Origin of the sequence: Streptomyces malaysiensis subsp. samsunensis, assembly GCF_024519315.1 — a bacterium.
Lineage (GTDB): Bacteria > Actinomycetota > Actinomycetes > Streptomycetales > Streptomycetaceae > Streptomyces > Streptomyces malaysiensis.
On sequence record NZ_JANIIC010000002.1, the window covers coordinates 77646 to 92377 of the forward strand.

Annotated in this window: 14 protein-coding genes; 12 read left to right on the forward strand and 2 right to left on the reverse strand. The window is 71.4% G+C overall.

Annotated elements, in window-relative coordinates; translation table 11 throughout:
- Positions 1 to 36 precede the first annotated feature (36 nt).
- Positions 37 to 954, reverse strand: coding sequence for a flavin reductase (locus NQU54_RS01575; protein ID WP_257629394.1), 918 nt, complete (start codon positions 952 to 954; stop codon positions 37 to 39).
- A 181-nt stretch (positions 955 to 1135) separates the two neighbouring features.
- Between NQU54_RS01575 and NQU54_RS01580 the strand changes: the two genes are divergently transcribed.
- The 12 genes from NQU54_RS01580 to NQU54_RS01635 all read left to right on the forward strand — a co-directional run bounded on the left by NQU54_RS01580 (position 1136) and on the right by NQU54_RS01635 (position 14230).
- Complete coding sequence (locus tag NQU54_RS01580) at positions 1136 to 2314, forward strand: LLM class flavin-dependent oxidoreductase (protein WP_244453847.1); 1179 nt, start codon at positions 1136 to 1138, stop codon at positions 2312 to 2314.
- Positions 2307 to 2915: an amino acid synthesis family protein gene (locus NQU54_RS01585; protein ID WP_079260810.1), complete on the forward strand. Its 609-nt coding sequence runs from the start codon at positions 2307 to 2309 to the stop codon at positions 2913 to 2915. Before NQU54_RS01580 ends, NQU54_RS01585 begins: the two co-directional genes overlap by 8 nt.
- 215 nt (positions 2916 to 3130) lie before the next feature.
- On the forward strand, positions 3131 to 3682 hold the full coding sequence (locus NQU54_RS01590; RefSeq protein ID WP_069860518.1) for an amino acid synthesis family protein: 552 nt from the start codon (positions 3131 to 3133) through the stop codon (positions 3680 to 3682).
- Positions 3683 to 3686: 4 nt separating this feature from the next.
- Entirely contained in the window at positions 3687 to 4751 is a 1065-nt protein-coding gene (locus NQU54_RS01595) for an alpha/beta fold hydrolase (protein ID WP_257629395.1), read from the forward strand.
- Positions 4748 to 6235, forward strand: coding sequence for an aldehyde dehydrogenase (locus NQU54_RS01600; RefSeq protein WP_257629396.1), 1488 nt, complete (start codon positions 4748 to 4750; stop codon positions 6233 to 6235). The genes NQU54_RS01595 and NQU54_RS01600 overlap by 4 nt, the downstream gene beginning before the upstream one ends.
- Positions 6236 to 6345: 110 nt before the next feature.
- Complete coding sequence (locus tag NQU54_RS01605; RefSeq protein WP_257629397.1) at positions 6346 to 7026, forward strand: GntR family transcriptional regulator; 681 nt, start codon at positions 6346 to 6348, stop codon at positions 7024 to 7026.
- 301 nt (positions 7027 to 7327) lie between these two features.
- Positions 7328 to 9613 (forward strand): glycoside hydrolase family 3 N-terminal domain-containing protein, encoded by a 2286-nt coding sequence (locus NQU54_RS01610; RefSeq protein ID WP_257629398.1) that lies wholly within the window; start codon positions 7328 to 7330, stop codon positions 9611 to 9613.
- Between the two features lie 218 nt (positions 9614 to 9831).
- Positions 9832 to 10752 carry an AEC family transporter gene (locus NQU54_RS01615; RefSeq protein WP_099015886.1) on the forward strand — a complete coding sequence of 307 codons (921 nt, stop codon included), beginning with the start codon at positions 9832 to 9834 and terminating at the stop codon, positions 10750 to 10752.
- 257 nt (positions 10753 to 11009) lie between these two features.
- The gene (locus tag NQU54_RS01620; protein WP_372505749.1) at positions 11010 to 11828 is read left to right on the forward strand and encodes a SigB/SigF/SigG family RNA polymerase sigma factor; all 819 of its coding nucleotides are present in this window, start codon (positions 11010 to 11012) and stop codon (positions 11826 to 11828) included.
- 145 nt (positions 11829 to 11973) lie between these two features.
- Positions 11974 to 12813: an SDR family oxidoreductase gene (locus NQU54_RS01625; RefSeq protein WP_257629399.1), complete on the forward strand. Its 840-nt coding sequence runs from the start codon at positions 11974 to 11976 to the stop codon at positions 12811 to 12813.
- A gap of 141 nt (positions 12814 to 12954) precedes the next feature.
- Positions 12955 to 13782 carry an LLM class F420-dependent oxidoreductase gene (locus tag NQU54_RS01630; protein ID WP_257629400.1) on the forward strand — a complete coding sequence of 276 codons (828 nt, stop codon included), beginning with the start codon at positions 12955 to 12957 and terminating at the stop codon, positions 13780 to 13782.
- Positions 13783 to 13798: 16 nt separating this feature from the next.
- The gene (locus NQU54_RS01635) at positions 13799 to 14230 is read left to right on the forward strand and encodes a TIGR03668 family PPOX class F420-dependent oxidoreductase (RefSeq protein ID WP_079260018.1); all 432 of its coding nucleotides are present in this window, start codon (positions 13799 to 13801) and stop codon (positions 14228 to 14230) included.
- A gap of 20 nt (positions 14231 to 14250) precedes the next feature.
- Here the strand turns inward: NQU54_RS01635 and NQU54_RS01640 are convergent, their stop codons facing one another.
- Entirely contained in the window at positions 14251 to 14628 is a 378-nt protein-coding gene (locus NQU54_RS01640) for a DUF2267 domain-containing protein (protein WP_257629401.1), read from the reverse strand.
- Positions 14629 to 14732 lie beyond the last annotated feature (104 nt).

A 14732-nucleotide genomic window follows, 5' to 3' on the forward strand; every position in this document is an offset into this window, starting at 1 on the left:
GGGGCCGGTGGGCGAAGGGATCCGAACGGCGGTGTCTCACCACGGCAGCGGCGCGGTGTGGGAGATGTCGAAGAAGCCGCCGCCGCTGTAGACCAGCGGAGCCAGCTCCTCATGGCGGGCGGCCACCACCCGGCCGGTGAAGACGGTGTGGCTGCCGGCCTCCAGCCGCTCACCGATCTCCACCTCCAGCTGGGCGCAGGACCGGTCGATCAGCGGGGCGCCGAACTCGCCGCGGGTCCAGGACAGCCCGGCGAACTTGTCGTCCGCCTTGGAGGCGAAGGTCTTCGCCACATCGAGCTGGTCGGCGGCGAGGATGTTGATCCCCAGATGGGTGGCCCGGTGCAGCGCGGGATGGGTCGTGGAGGTGCGCTGCACACACACCAGCACCATCGGCGGGTCCAGTGAGATGCTGGCGAACGCGTTGACCGCGAGCCCCCGTGGCGTACCGTCGTCGTCGCAGGTCACGACGGTGACACCGGTGATGAACTTACGGTGCACCCCACGGACCAGATCGGCGTCGACGGCCGCCCGTTGAGTGGTGGTGACGATCCCGAGCGCCTCCAGCAGCTGGCGGGGGTCCCAGGTCACCCACTCCTCGCTGACCACACCGTGGTCGAAGCGGGTGAAGGTGGCGCCGGAGACCTCGACGGGCCTGCCGGTGGCCGGGACCCCGAGGAAGTCGCCGGTGTGACTGCCGGTGCTGCGCCAGCGGATCGCCAGCGTTTCGCCCTCCTCGACGACCTCCTCGATCTCGGTGCGGAGATCGGGAAAGGCCCGGCGGACGGCGCGGATGGACTCCTTGAACTGCTCACGGTCCTGGGGCGCCGCGGCGGGCCCGCGGCGGCGTACATAGGCGGGGCCGAGCAGTTGGTCGAGCGCGTCGACCTGGCCCCGGTCCCAGACCGCCTGCCAGGTGGAGCGGATGCGGGCGGTGCGGTCAAGAGTATGCGTCATGACGTCTTCCCTCATTCGGCTCTTGTATGGCAGAGGACCGTAGAAAGGCCATCGACAGCTGTCAACACCTTGGGACAGATGAGCCGAGAAAGTTCCAGGTACAGGCTAAAGACACTGGTCAAGCTAGTTTTCCCATCGGTGGCCCTTGACGGCCCCGAAATGGACTCCTAGCCTCCCTGCCATGGCACAGCGTGAGCCGGAAGAACAGGACGGACGCTGCATGCGCTTCTCGATATTTCACAACCTCGGTGCCCCGGGCCGTCTCGGCGAGTACGCCGAAGTCATGGCCGAGGCCCGGGAATTCGCGGTCACCGCGGACCGGGCGGGCTTCTGGTCGACCTGGTACACCGAGCACCACTTCGGGCACGAGGCGATAGAGATCACCCCGAACCCGGTGCTGATGGGGGCGGACATCGCCGCCCGTACGACACGGATCCGGATCGGCCAGGCGGCCTCCATCGCCACCTTCTGGCATCCGCTGCGGCTCGCCGAGGACATCGCGATGCTCGACCAGCTCTCGGGGGGCCGGGTCGAGGTCGGTCTGGGACGCGGGCTGTACGGCCGCGAGGCGCTCAACCTCAACGCCCTGGCCGATCCCCGCGACCAGGAGCAGAACCGCGCCCTGTACGACGAGACCGTGGAGGTGCTGCGCAAGGCGTGGAGCGGCGAGTTCTTCTCGCACCGGGGCCGCTTCTACGAGTTCCCCGCCCCCGGAGTGAAGTGGAACCACCCGCTCTCCCCCGCCACCCCGGAGTACACCGAGGCCGGCGTCATCACGAAGATGCAGGTCACGCCGTTTCCGCTGCAACGGCCGCACCCTCCGCTGTGGCAGGTCATCGACAGCCCCCGCTCGATCCAGGCCGCCGCGGCGGACGGCGTCCAGGGGATGTTCTGGCTGCCGCCGGTCTCCGCGCTCAAGGAGCGGTTCGAGCTCTACCGGGACACCGCGAGCCGGGCGTCGGGGCGCGAGTACGCGCTGGGCGAGGGCATCGGCCTGGTGCGCGATGTGTATGTCGCCGACACCATGGAGCAGGCGCGCGCCGAGTTCGAAGAGGCGCTGATGACCACCTACCGGTGGATCATGCACTGGCGGGGGCTGGCCAACCTCATGGAGGCGGGCGAGGAGCTCACCGACGCCCATGAGCTGTCCTTCGACTTCCTCCAGCGGCGCAATCTGCTGGTCGGCACCCCCGAGTACGTCTCGGAGAAGATCGCCGAGCTGCGCGACGAGGTGGGCCTGGAGCATCTGCTGCTGTGGACCACCCACCCCGGTCTGCCGCACCGCAACGCGATGCGCAGCCTGGAGCTGTTCGCCGAGAAGGTCATGCCGCGGTTCACCACCGGTGGCGGCCATGGCTGAGGCGCGGCTGCGCAAGGTCGTCACCGTCACCGATGAGCTGCTGCTGGAGCTCGGCCGCCCGGTCGCGGTGCCGGTGCGCCGGGTGGCGGCGGCCGCGGTGATCGCCAACCCCTGGGCCGGCGGCGGCTTCGTCGCCGACCTGGGGCCGGAGGTCGAGCGGATCGCACCGGGGCTGGCCCGGCTGCTCACCGACCGGATCAGCGAGGCGCTCGGCGGGGTCGACCGGATCGAGTCCTTCGGCAAGGCCGCGATCGTGGGGCTCGACGGGGAGATCGAGCACGGCGGCGCGCTGATCCACACCCCCTTCTTCGGCAATGTCTTCCGCGAGCTGGCCGAGGGCACCTCGATCATCGTCTTCAGCGACGACCGGCTGCCGGCCGGTGAACCGCTGACCGTGCCGCTGTGGCACAAGACCGCGGCCGCGACCCGCTCGCACTACCAGACCTGCCAGATCCGTATCCCCGACGCGCCCCGCCCGGACGAGATCGTCGTCATCGCGGCCGGGGCGTCCGGCCCCCGGCCGAACGCCCGGATCGGGGACCGCGCCACCGACCCCCTCATCCGCCTCGCGGATCTGGGTGACCTGGAGACCGTGACTTGAACCCTCCCCCATCTGATGCAAGGGGATTCCTGGCTCAGGAAGCCCCGCAGGTCAGCGACCTGAAAGGTCTTACACCCTCAGCACCAGCCGGGACGGAACCTGCCCGGTCGCCCGAAAGCATGAGGTTGCGCTGGCTTGGCTCTCGCTCAGCACGTCATGCGCGCTTGGTTCTCGCAACGCACGGCACACACTCTATCGGATCGTAAGGAGACCAGGTGAACATCCGCAAGATCATCACCTTCACCGAGGACATCCACAGCGAGGGCGGCCGCCCGGTGGACCCGCCGGCCCGTACGGCGGTGGTGCTCGCCGTGATCGAGAACCCCTGGGCAGGTCAGGGCTTTGTGACGGATCTGCTGCCCGGGATCGACGAGGCGGCGCCGAAGCTGGGCGAGCTGCTGGCGCCACGTGTGGTCGAGGCGCTGGGCGCACCGGTGGAGGCGTACGGGAAGGCCGCGATCGTGGGGCTCGACGGGGAGATCGAGCATGGCTCCGCGCTGATCCACACCCTGAAGTTCGGCGACCACTTCCGCCGGGCGGCGAACGCGACCACCCTGCTGCCGGCCGTGGAGAAGCGGGCCGCCGCGGGGACCGTCTTCGACATTCCGCTCAAGCACATCACCGACGCCACCATCCGCTCGCACCACCAGAGCGTCGAGGTGCGGGTGGCGGACGGGCCGCGCGCCGACGAGATCGTTATCGGGCTCGCGGCGGCCGCCCAGGGCCGCCCCCAGGCCCGGCTGGCGCCGCTGTCGACGGAGCGGTGAGCGCATGGTGAGTGACATGGGCGGGTTCGAGGCGGGTATGCGGGCGCGCGTCGCGGCCTCCCGGGCCGGGCTCCGCCCCGGCGCCGCGGCCACGGCCGGAACGGAGCCGTCGGAGCCCCCACCGGAGGCGGGCGCCGCCGACGCGCCCGCGGACCCTCCCGGGGCTTCAGCGCGGCCGGAGGACCCCGGCCGGGCGGCGCGGGCCGGCGCCCCGGTGCCGGTGGCGCTGAGCCACGAGGCACACGGCGACGGCCCGGAGCTGGTGCTGCTGCACGGCGTCGGCCTCGACCGCCACCTGTGGGACCGGTGTCTGCCCGCGCTGGCCGCCCGGCACCGGGTGACGCTGGTCGATCTGCGCGGCCACGGCGCCTCCCCGGCCGCGGCGGCCGGGGTGTCCCTCGCCGAGCTGGCCGCGGATGTCGCGGCGCTGCTGAGCGGCCCCACGCATGTCGTGGGCTTCTCGCTCGGCGCCCTGGTGGCCCAGCGGCTGGGGCTGGACCGGCCGGACCTCACCGCCTCGCTCACCCTGGTCAGCTCGGTCGCGGACCGGTCGGATGAGGAGCGGGCGGCGGTGGAACTCCGCCAGGAGCTGGCCGTCCAGGACTTCGGGGCGTCCGCCTGGGCGGCGGTCGACCGCTGGTTCTCACCCGCCTGGCGGGCCCAGGAGCCCGGTCTGGCGCGGCAGGTACTCGACACGCTGCTGGCCAACGACCGGGCCTCCTACCTGGCGTGTTACCAGGTCTTCGCGACCGCCGACGCCGGGCTGTGGCCGTGGCTGCCCCGGATCGCCGCCCCCACCATGGCGGTCACCGGCGAACGGGACCCCGGCTCGACCCCGGCCATGTCGCACCGGCTGGCCGAGCGGATCCCCGGCGGCCGGGCGGTGATCGTGCCCGGCGCCCGCCATCTGCTGCCGCTGGAGTGCCCCCAGGAGCTCGCCGACCTGATCCTCGCCCACACCGGAACCCACCCCGGAACCCACACGGGAACCCGCCCCGGAACCCACACGGGAACCCGCTCCCGAACCCGCCCCGGATCCCACCCCGGACATGAGTCCCACCGCTCATGAACCCTCTGCCGCGCCATGACCACTACATCGCGGGCGAGTGGACCGCCCCCGCCGACGGCGGCTACTTCGCAAGCGTCAACCCGGCCACCGCCGAGCCCTGGTACGAGGCGGCGCGCGGCACCGCCGCCGATGTGGACCGTGCGGTGGGCGCGGCCCGCGCCGCCTTCGAGGATCCGCGCTGGCGCGATCTGAGCCAGACCCGGCGCGGCCGGCTGCTGCGGAATCTGGGCGATCTGATCGGTGCACACGCGGAGCGGCTGGCCCGTACCGAATCCCTCGACAACGGCAAGCTGCTGCGCGAGATGCGGGCCCAACTCGCCGGGCTGCCCGAGTACTTCCATTACTACGCGGGACTCGCCGACAAGATCCAGGGCGAGGTGATCCCCGGGGCGAGCCGCGAGCTGCTCAACTACACCCTGCGCGAACCGGTGGGCGTGGTCGGCGCCATCACCCCCTGGAACTCCCCGCTGCTGCTCACCACCACCAAGCTGGCCCCGGCCCTGGCCGCCGGGAACACGGTGGTGGTCAAGCCCTCGGAGCACACCTCGGCCTCGCTGCTGGCGCTCGCGCCGCTCTTCGAGGAGGCGGGCTTCCCGCCGGGGGTGGTCAATGTGGTCACCGGCTACGGTCCGGAGGCGGGCGCGCCGCTGACCGAACACCCGGGCATGTCCAAGGTGACCTTCACCGGTTCCAGCGCGACCGGCCGCCGGATCGCCCGTACCTGTGCCGACCGGCTGATCGGCTGCACCCTGGAGCTGGGCGGCAAGTCCCCCAACATCATCTTCCCGGACGCCGACCTGGGGTCGGCCGCCATGGGGGTGATCGCGGGCATCTTCGCGGCCGCCGGCCAGACCTGTGTGGCGGGCAGCCGGGTGCTGGTGCACCAGGAGGTGTACGACGAGGTCCTGGAGCGGGTCACGGCACGGGCGGCCACGATCCGCGTCGGCGATCCGCTGGAGGAGACCACCGAGCTCGGCCCGCTCGCCATCGCCGAGCAGCTGGAGAAGGTCGAGTCGTACGTCGAGCTGGGCCGGGCCGAGGGCGGCAAGGTGGTGTGCGGCGGCGGGCGGCCGCAGACCGGTCTCGACGGGTACTTCTACTCCCCCACCGTCTTCACCGGCACCGACAACGGGATGCGGATCTGCCAGGAGGAGATCTTCGGGCCGGTCGCGACCGTGATGCCCTTCGGCTCCGAGGAGGAGGCCCTGGCGATCGCCAATGACTCCGCGTACGGCCTGGCGGCGGGCGTGTGGACACGGGATGTGAACCGGGTGCACCGGATGGCCGCCCGGCTGGAGGCGGGGACGGTGTGGGCCAACACCTACCGTTCGATGTCGCCGATGTCGCCCCGGGCCGGGTTCAAGACCAGCGGGATGGGGACGGAGCACGGCACGGAGGTGATCCGGGAGTACACCCGGCTGAAGAGCGTCTGGGTCAACACCAGCGAGGAGCCCGCCGGGGATCCCTTCATCCTGAGGTCCTGAGGCGGTTCCGGCTGATGGCCCATGGCCACCGAAAGGGTCCTTGTATGGCACAACACACCCGCGTTTCCTCAGTTGACGAGGGGCGATGGCCGCCTCTAGGGTCACGTGCCATGCAACGACCCACCGGAAAGCGGCTTCAGCAGACCAGCATGCAGGCGAGGGTCGCCGAAGAGCTGCGGCAGATGATCATCAGTGGTGAACTGCCGCCCCGCTCCAGCCTCTCGGAGATGGCGCTGTCCGAGACCTTCGGCGTCAGCCGGACACCCATCCGCGAGGCCCTCAAACAGCTCCAGATCGAGGGGCTGGTCGAGGTGCGGCCACGGGTCGGAACGTTCGTCGCCGTACCGTCCCGGCGTGAGCTGACCGAGCTGTTCCAGATGAAGGAGCTGCTGGAGGGCGCCGCCGCCCGGCTGCTCGCCTTCCGCGGGAACGTACCGGAGGTGGAGCGGCTGGAGGCCACCATGAAGGCGGCCGATGCGGCCGTCCGGGACGGTGACGCCGAGCAATACGCGGCGCTGGTCCATGAGTTCCACGATCTGATCGTGGTGGGCGCGGACAACAGCAAGCTGGAGGCGCACTACCGCACCCTGATGAACCAGCTGGCCTACGCCCGGCTGGTGCGCACCTCGCTGTCGCGGCCCGGCCGGCTGGTCGAGTCCGACGATGAGCACCACCGCGTTCTCAGTCTGATCCAGGCCAAGGACGGCGACGGCGCGGAGCGGGTGATGCGGGACCATGTGCGCATGAGCCACCAGGCCCTGATGGCGGGCATGGACGAGCCCCGGGGCTGACGACGAGGACGCGAGGGCGGCGGGGGCGGCGGGGGCGGTTCACTCGTGGTCGGCCGCCGCGCGCGCGGAGTGGAGCCGGTTCCCCGCGCCGAGGAGGTGTTCGCGCAGGGTGTAGAGCACGCCCACGTCGTGTGAGGGGCCCGGCGGGCTCACCGGGGGCCGGGCCGCCGATCCTGGCGTACGTTAGCAGAGGACCCACGGCGAAGGTGGCGGCCCGCATTCGGCACGGGGTCGTGACCAGCATGGTCTTGAGGAAGTCGGGCTCGGGGAGAACGGTTCGCCGAAGACCAGGACGAAGACCATGAACGATGTGCGCAGACGTACGGTGCTCGCCGCGGCCGGAGGGGCGGCCGTCGCGGGCAAGGCGGCGACCGCCCGTGCCCAGGCCCCGCCCGCGCCCGGCGCCGAAGCGGCCCGGCCGGGCAGGGAACCCGGTCCGCACGAGACCAGGATCCAGGCCCTGATGGCGCGGATGACCATCGACGAGAAGCTCGGCCAGCTTCAGCAGCTCGCCTGGACCGGGGACACCGGGCCCGGCGGCGGGCAGACCGCCGCCGCGGAGAAGGCGGCCCGCAGGGGCAGGCTCGGCTCCGTGCTCAACATCTACGGGGCCCGCACCACCAACACCCTCCAGCGGATGGCCGTCGAGGAGTCCCGGCTGGGCATTCCGCTGATCTTCGGGCTCGATGTCATCCATGGCATGTGGACCACCTTCCCCATTCCCCTCGGCCAGGCGGCCGCCTTCGATCCGGCGGTGGCCGAGTGGGACGCACAGGTTTCGGCGCGGGAGGCCCGCTCCAACGGTGTGCACTGGACGTTCTCCCCGATGATGGACGTCACCCATGAACCGCGCTGGGGGCGGATCGCCGAGGGCGATGGCGAGGACCCGTATCTGGCGTCGGCGCTCGCGGCCGCCAAGACCCGCGGCTACCAGGGCGACGACCTGCGCTCCCGGCACCATCTCGCGGCCTGCGCCAAGCACATGATCGCGTACGGGGGCGTCGAGGGCGGCCGCGACTACAACACGGTGGATGTCTCCGAGGCCCGGCTGCGCAACACCTACCTGCCCCCGTTCCTGGCGGCCGTGGACGCCGGGGTGGCCACCGTCATGGCGAGCTTCAACACCGTCAGCGGGGTCCCCGCCCATGGCTACCGCCATGCGCTGACCGAGATCCTCACGGAGGAGTGGGACTTCGACGGCTTCGTCGTCAGCGACTACAACGGCGTCCAGGAAATGATCGTCCACGGCTATGCCGCCGACCGCTCCGACGCGGCCGAGCTGGCCTTCAACGCCGGGATCGACATGGAGATGGCCAGCACCACCATCAACGAGTACGGCAAGCGACTGCTGCGGAGCGGGCGGATCACCACCGCCCGGCTGGACGACGCGGTGGCCCGCATCCTGCGCCTGAAGTTCCGGCTCGGGCTCTTCGAGCACCCCTACGCGGACGAGGACACGGTGATCGCCGGGCCCACCAAGGCGTCCCGGGCGGCGGCGCGCGAGGCGGCCGGGCGCACCATGGTGCTGCTCAAGAACGAGAAGTCCACGCTGCCCCTGGACAGGTCGGGTTCCATCGCCGTCGTCGGGCCGTTCGCCGACTCCACCGATCTGCGCGGCTCCTGGGCCGGGACATGGGCGGAGGCGTTCCGCCCGGTCACCGTGCTCGACGCGGTCAAGGACGCGGCGCCGAAGGCCCGGATCAGCCATGTCCAAGGCGTGGACGCCGCGGGCCGGAACACCCGGGGCATCGCACGGGCGGCCTCGGCGGCCAGGGCCACCGATGTGACCGTGGTGGTGGTCGGGGAGGCGGCGACGCTCAGCGGGGAGGCGTCCGTGCGCAGCGACCTCAGTCTGCCCGGCCAACAGGAGCGGCTGATCACCGCGATCGCGGACACCGGCGCGCCATTCGTGGTGGTGCTGCTCAGCGGACGGCCGCTGACGATGGCGGGCTGGCTGGACCGCACACCCGCCGTACTCCAGGCGTGGCATCCGGGGATCGAGGGCGGCAACGCCATCGCGGATGTGCTCTTCGGCACCGTGAACCCCGGTGGCAAGCTGCCCGTGACCTTCCCGCGCACGGTCGGGCAGATCCCCGTCTACTACAACCACGAGAACACCGGACGCCCCTACGACCGGGCCAACCACTACACCTCCAAGTACCTGGACCTGGCCAACGGGCCGCAGTTCCCCTTCGGCCACGGCCTGAGCTACACCACCTTCGACATCGGCGAGCCCCGGCTGAGCGTCAGCCGCGTCCGGGCCGAGGCGCTGCGCAAGGGCGACACCGTCGAGGTCGCGGTGGCGGTGCGCAACACCGGGCGCCGCAAGGGCGATGAGGTGGTGCAGCTGTACATCCGCGATCCGGTGGCGAGCATCGTGCAGCCGGTGCGCAGGCTGAGCGGCTTCCGCCGGGTCGGCCTCGGCGCCGGAAAGTCCACCACCGTGCGCTTCCGGCTGAGCGCCGAGGAGCTGGGCTTCTGGACCCAGGACCCGCACGGCAGGTTCCTCATACAGAAGGGCGAGATCCAGGTCTTCGCGGGCAACAGCTCGCTGGCGAAGCGGGGACGCACCCTCACCATCGTCTGAGCCCGAGCCCGAGCCCGCGCCCCAGCCCGGCCCGCCCGCTCATGACCGGCTTCACCAGCGCAGCGGCCGAATTACTTGTAGGGTGCATGCTGACCGCTACGCACCCGGAAGACGCCCTTGATGACCGCCGCGCCCTGGCCCTCGACCACCACGACGAGCGGACGAGACCCCGCGGCACACCCCGCGGGCCGCTCCGGCCACGGTGGGGTGGAGGCCCAGTGGGCGGTGTGATCACCGGCTTCGGTGTCATCGCGGCCATCATCCTCACCGGCTATGTCATCGGGCACCGCCGCTCCCTGGGCGACCACGGCCGGGATGTGCTCACCAAGCTCTCGTTCAATGTGGCCTCCCCGGCGCTGCTGTTCACCACGCTCTCCAAGGCCGACCTCTCCGTCATCGTCTCCACACCGCTGCTGGTGACGGCCTTGAGCACCTTCGTGGTCGCGGGCGCGTTCGTGGCCGTCGGGGCCGTACGGCGGTGGAGCGTCGGCCGGACGACGATCGGCGCGCTGTGCGCGAGCTATGTGAACGCGGGCAACCTCGGCATCCCCATCGCGATGTACGTCCTGGGGGACGCGAGCCTGATCGCCCCGGTGCTGCTGTTCCAGCAACTCGTGATGACCCCGATCGCCCTGACGGTCATCGACCTCTCCCGGCCCGAGATGCGCCCCTCGCTGCTCCGCAGGCTGACCAGCCCGTTCCGGAACCCCGTCGTGATCGGTTCGCTGTCCGGTGTCGCCGTGTCCGCCGCGGGCTGGCGGATCCCCGGGCCCATCACCGAACCGCTGTCGCTGCTGGGCGGCATGGCCGTCCCCGCCGTGCTGCTGGCCTTCGGGATCTCGCTGCCGGGCAGTCAACTCCCCGGGCGCGGCGAGGAACGCGGGCCGGTGCTGCTGTCGGTGGCGCTGAAGTCCTTCGCCCAGCCGGTGGTGGCCTGGGCCATCGCGGCGGGGCTGTTCCGGCTGAGCGGCCCGGCGCTCTTCGCCGCCGTCGTCACCTCCGCGCTACCCGCGGCCCAGAACCTGTTCACCTACGCCTCGCGGTACGAGACCGCCACCATCCTGGCCCGTGAGTCGATCCTGCTGTCCACGCTGCTCGCGCCGCCGGTGCTGATGACGGTCGCCGCGCTGCTGGGCTGAGACCGGCCCCGCGGCGGCCGGTTGGACCGGGCACTCGCACCGGTGTGCCACGCGCCGGGCCGGTCCGCAAGAACGTTGGTTTGCCCCTCGGGGCCCAGGGCAGGCGGATATTCGTGCTTCGGACCGTAGGCACGCACCGCGGGAGCAGTCTGTATCGCTCCGGACCGCGGGGCGCGCCGGTCCACACGTCCCCGTGAGCCTCCCGCGACGCGGCCCGGTCCCAGAGACCTGTCAGCCCATCGCAGGAGGTGTGTTCCGTGACGACCGCGACGCAGGACATGGCACGGCCCCGAACCGGCCCCACGAAGCACCCGCATGACGACGCGCCCGACACCGGCGCCGAGTTCGCGGAGATGGCCCGGCTGCCCGAAGGACCGGAGAAGGAGGCGCTGCGCCGCCGGGTCGTCGAGGCGTGGATGCCGATGGCCGAGCGGCTGGCCCGGCAGTACCGCAACCGCGGCGAATCCCTGGAGGACCTCCAGCAGGTGGCCGCGCTCGGCCTGGTGAAGGCCGTCAAGCGGTACGACCCGGAACACGGCACCGCCTTCGCCGGGTTCGCGGTGCCCACGATCGTCGGCGAGCTCAAGCGCCACTTCCGGGACCATCTGTGGGTGCTGCATGTCCCCCGCCGGGTCCAGGACCTGCGCAACCGGGTGCGCGCCGCCCACCGCGAGCTGTCCCATTCCGCGGACGACCGGCCGCCGCGGGCCGAGGAGATAGCCGAGCGCACCGGGCTGACCGAGAAGGAGGTGCGCGCCGGTATGGAGGCCATGGGCAGCTTCACCCCGCTCTCCCTGGACGCCCAGCTGCCCGGCTCCGACGACGGCTACTCCCTGGCCGACACGCTCGGCGCCCAGGAGTCCGCGTACGACCGGGTGGTGGACCGCGAGGCCGTGCGGCCCGGTCTCAGCAGGCTCCCCGACCGCGAGCGGCAGATCCTCTACATGCGCTTCTTCTGCGATATGACCCAGAGCCGGATCGCCGAGCAGCTGGGCATCTCCCAGATGCATGTCTCGCGGCTCATCAACCGCACCTGCTCGACACTGCGCGCCCAGGCGATGGCCGAGGCCGGCTGAGCCGGGGACCGCGTTGCGCCGCTGGAACGATCCGCATCGCCTTAGTGGGTGACCGTGGCGTCGTGGGGAGCGACGGCTCCCCACGCGGACTGCGAGGGTCGGGGCGGCGGGTGACGGACGCCCAGACGAAGGAGACGAAAAGCCAGTGAACACCCATCCCGATCGTCCTCCTCAGGTGTACGTCCCCGAGCTCCTCAAGGGGCAGAAGGCGCTGGTGACCGGGGCGAACTCGGGGATCGGCAAGGCCACCGCGATCGCTCTGGGGCGCTCCGGCGCGGATGTGGTGGTCAACTACGCCAGCGACCGGCCGGCCGCCGAGGCGGTCGTCGCCCAGATCCAGAGCCACGGTGTGCGCGCCTACGCCCATCAGGCGGATGTGTCCCAGGAGGACCAGGTCGTCGAGATGATGTCCACGATGGCCGACCGCCTGGGCACGATCGACATCCTCGTCGCCAACGCGGGGCTCCAGCGGGACGCCCCCACGGTGGAGATGACGCTCGAGCAGTGGCAGAAGGTCATCTCCGTCAACCTCACCGGCCAGTTCCTGTGCGCCCGGGAGGCGATCAAGGAGTTCCTGCGGCGCGGTGTGGTTCCGGAGGTGTCGCGGTCGGCCGGGAAAATCATCTGCATGAGCTCGGTCCACCAGATCATCCCCTGGGCCGGCCATGTGAACTACGCGGCGGCCAAGGGCGGCGTGGCGATGCTGACGCAGACCCTGGCCCAGGAGTTCGCGCCCCGGAAGATCCGGGTGAACGCGATCGCGCCGGGCGCCATCAAGACCCCGATCAACCGCAGTGCCTGGCAGACCGCCGAGGCGCGGGACTCCCTCCTGGAGCTCATCCCGTACGGCCGGATCGGCGACCCGCCGGACATCGCCAACGCCGCCGTGGTCCTCGTCTCCGACCTGTGCGACTACGTGGTGGGCACCACCGTCTACGTGGACGGCGGGATGACCCTCTTCCCGGGTTTCGCCACCGGCGGCTGACCGGGGGCCGGGGCGCGGCGTGCGGAGTGTCCGCGGGCCCCACCCGGGCCGTGTCACTCGTGCGCACCGTTGTGGTTCCGGCCCGGCCGGGTACCCATGTGGTTCCCGTAGCTCATCGACGCACCTTCCCAGGGAGCCGTAGTGAAGATCGGCGTATCCACATTCGTCACCGACCAGGGCATCCGGCCCGCGCCCCTCGGGCGGGCCCTCGAGGAGCGCGGTTTCGACTCGCTCTTCATCGCGGAACACAGCCATATCCCGGTGGACCGCCGCACCCCCTATCCGGGTGGCGGAGACCTTCCGGAGGTCTACTACCACACCCTCGACCCGTATGTGACGCTGGCCGCGATCGCCTCGGTCACCGAGCGGCTGCTGCTGGGGACGGGCATCGCCCTGCTGGTGCAGCGGGACCCGATCCACACCGCCAACGAGGTGGCCTCCCTCGACGTGATCTCCGGCGGACGCGCCGTGTTCGGGGTGGGCGCGGGCTGGAACCGTGAGGAGATGGAGAACCACGGGACGGATCCGTCCACCCGGGGCCGGCTGATGAACGAGCGGCTGCGGGCCATCCGTGAGCTGTGGACGAAGGAGAAGCCCGAATTCCACGGGGAGTTCGTGAACTTCGACCCGGTCTTCCTGTGGCCCAAGCCGGTCCAGCGGCCGCATCCACCGATCTATGTGGGTGGCGGCGGCGAGGCCGCGTTCCGCCGGATCGCCGAGCTCGGCGACGCCTGGCTGGCCAACAGCGGATCCCCCGAGGAGCTGCGCCCGCAGATGGAGCGGCTGCGCGAGGTGGCCGGCCGCGAGGTGCCGGTGACGCTGTACGCGATGCCCGAGGACGCCGAGGCGGTCGAGGGGTATCAGCGCATCGGTGTGGAGCGGGTGCTGTTCTATCTGCCGACGATGCCGGAGGCGGAGACGATCGCGCGGCTGGACTCGATGGCCGGGATCGCCGCCCGGTTCCGGTGAGCCACCGGGGCCCGCGATGCCACGGCTGACGAGCGAGCGGGCGCGGGAGCGGTTCGCACGGGCCAGGCTGGCCCGGCTGGCCACCGTCGGCGCCGGGGACCACCCGCATCTGGTGCCGGTGGTCTTCGCGCTGACCGGCGACACCGTGGTGACGGCCGTCGACCACAAGCCGAAGCGGACGACACGGCTGAAACGCCTGGACAACATCCGCGCCCACCCCGCCGTATGCCTTCTGGTGGACGACTACGACGAGAACTGGGACCACCTGTGGTGGGCGCGGGCCGACGGCACGGCCCGCGTCCTGCCACCGGCGGAGGAGTCGGAGGTGTCCGCGGGTTATGTCCGGCTGCTCGTGGACACCTACCCGGCCCAGTACGCGGACCGGCCGCCGCGCGGGCCGGTCGTGGAGATCACCGTCGGCCGGTGGAGCGGTTGGCGGGCCGTATGAGCCCGCCGCCCGTGGGCGCGTCAGCGCACGGACTCCGCCATCCTCGCGAACTCGCCGCCCAGCTGGGACATGGCGTGGTCGTACTCCTCGGCCGAGACGGCCTCCCGGAGCGTGGCGAGGACCGCCCGGACCCCCCGGTCGGCCTCCGTCTCGGTCAGCCCGGTGCGCTCCCGCACCCTGCGGATCGACTCATCGGGGTCGAAGATCTCCATGTCCCCCTCCCCGCGCCGAAGGGCTTCCCGGAGGTGTTCGGGCAGCTCCTGGGCGAGCTCCCGGGCCTCGCCCGCGCTCAGGCGGGCCGCGACGGTCTCGAGCGTGGCGCGGGTGACATCGGCCGCTTCCTGCCGTGAGAGCTGGGTGCGGTCCGCCACTGTCCGGAAGAACTCCCGGTCGTCCATGCGGCCTCCCTACGACGCGCACCAGGACAGGGCCTCAACCCCACCTTGCCATGCGCGCCCACCTCCCGCGAGGCGCCGGAGCGGGCACGGAGGGACCATGGAGC

Coding starts and splice junctions, on each gene's coding strand:
- NQU54_RS01575 (WP_257629394.1), bottom strand. CDS start 954: ATGACGCATACTCTTGACCGCACCGCCCGCATCCGCTCCACCTGGCAG.
- NQU54_RS01580 (WP_244453847.1), top strand. CDS start 1,136: ATGGCACAGCGTGAGCCGGAAGAACAGGACGGACGCTGCATGCGCTTC.
- NQU54_RS01585 (WP_079260810.1), top strand. CDS start 2,307: ATGGCTGAGGCGCGGCTGCGCAAGGTCGTCACCGTCACCGATGAGCTG.
- NQU54_RS01595 (WP_257629395.1), top strand. CDS start 3,687: ATGGTGAGTGACATGGGCGGGTTCGAGGCGGGTATGCGGGCGCGCGTC.
- NQU54_RS01600 (WP_257629396.1), top strand. CDS start 4,748: ATGAACCCTCTGCCGCGCCATGACCACTACATCGCGGGCGAGTGGACC.
- NQU54_RS01605 (WP_257629397.1), top strand. CDS start 6,346: ATGCAACGACCCACCGGAAAGCGGCTTCAGCAGACCAGCATGCAGGCG.
- NQU54_RS01610 (WP_257629398.1), top strand. CDS start 7,328: ATGAACGATGTGCGCAGACGTACGGTGCTCGCCGCGGCCGGAGGGGCG.
- NQU54_RS01635 (WP_079260018.1), top strand. CDS start 13,799: ATGCCACGGCTGACGAGCGAGCGGGCGCGGGAGCGGTTCGCACGGGCC.
- NQU54_RS01640 (WP_257629401.1), bottom strand. CDS start 14,628: ATGGACGACCGGGAGTTCTTCCGGACAGTGGCGGACCGCACCCAGCTC.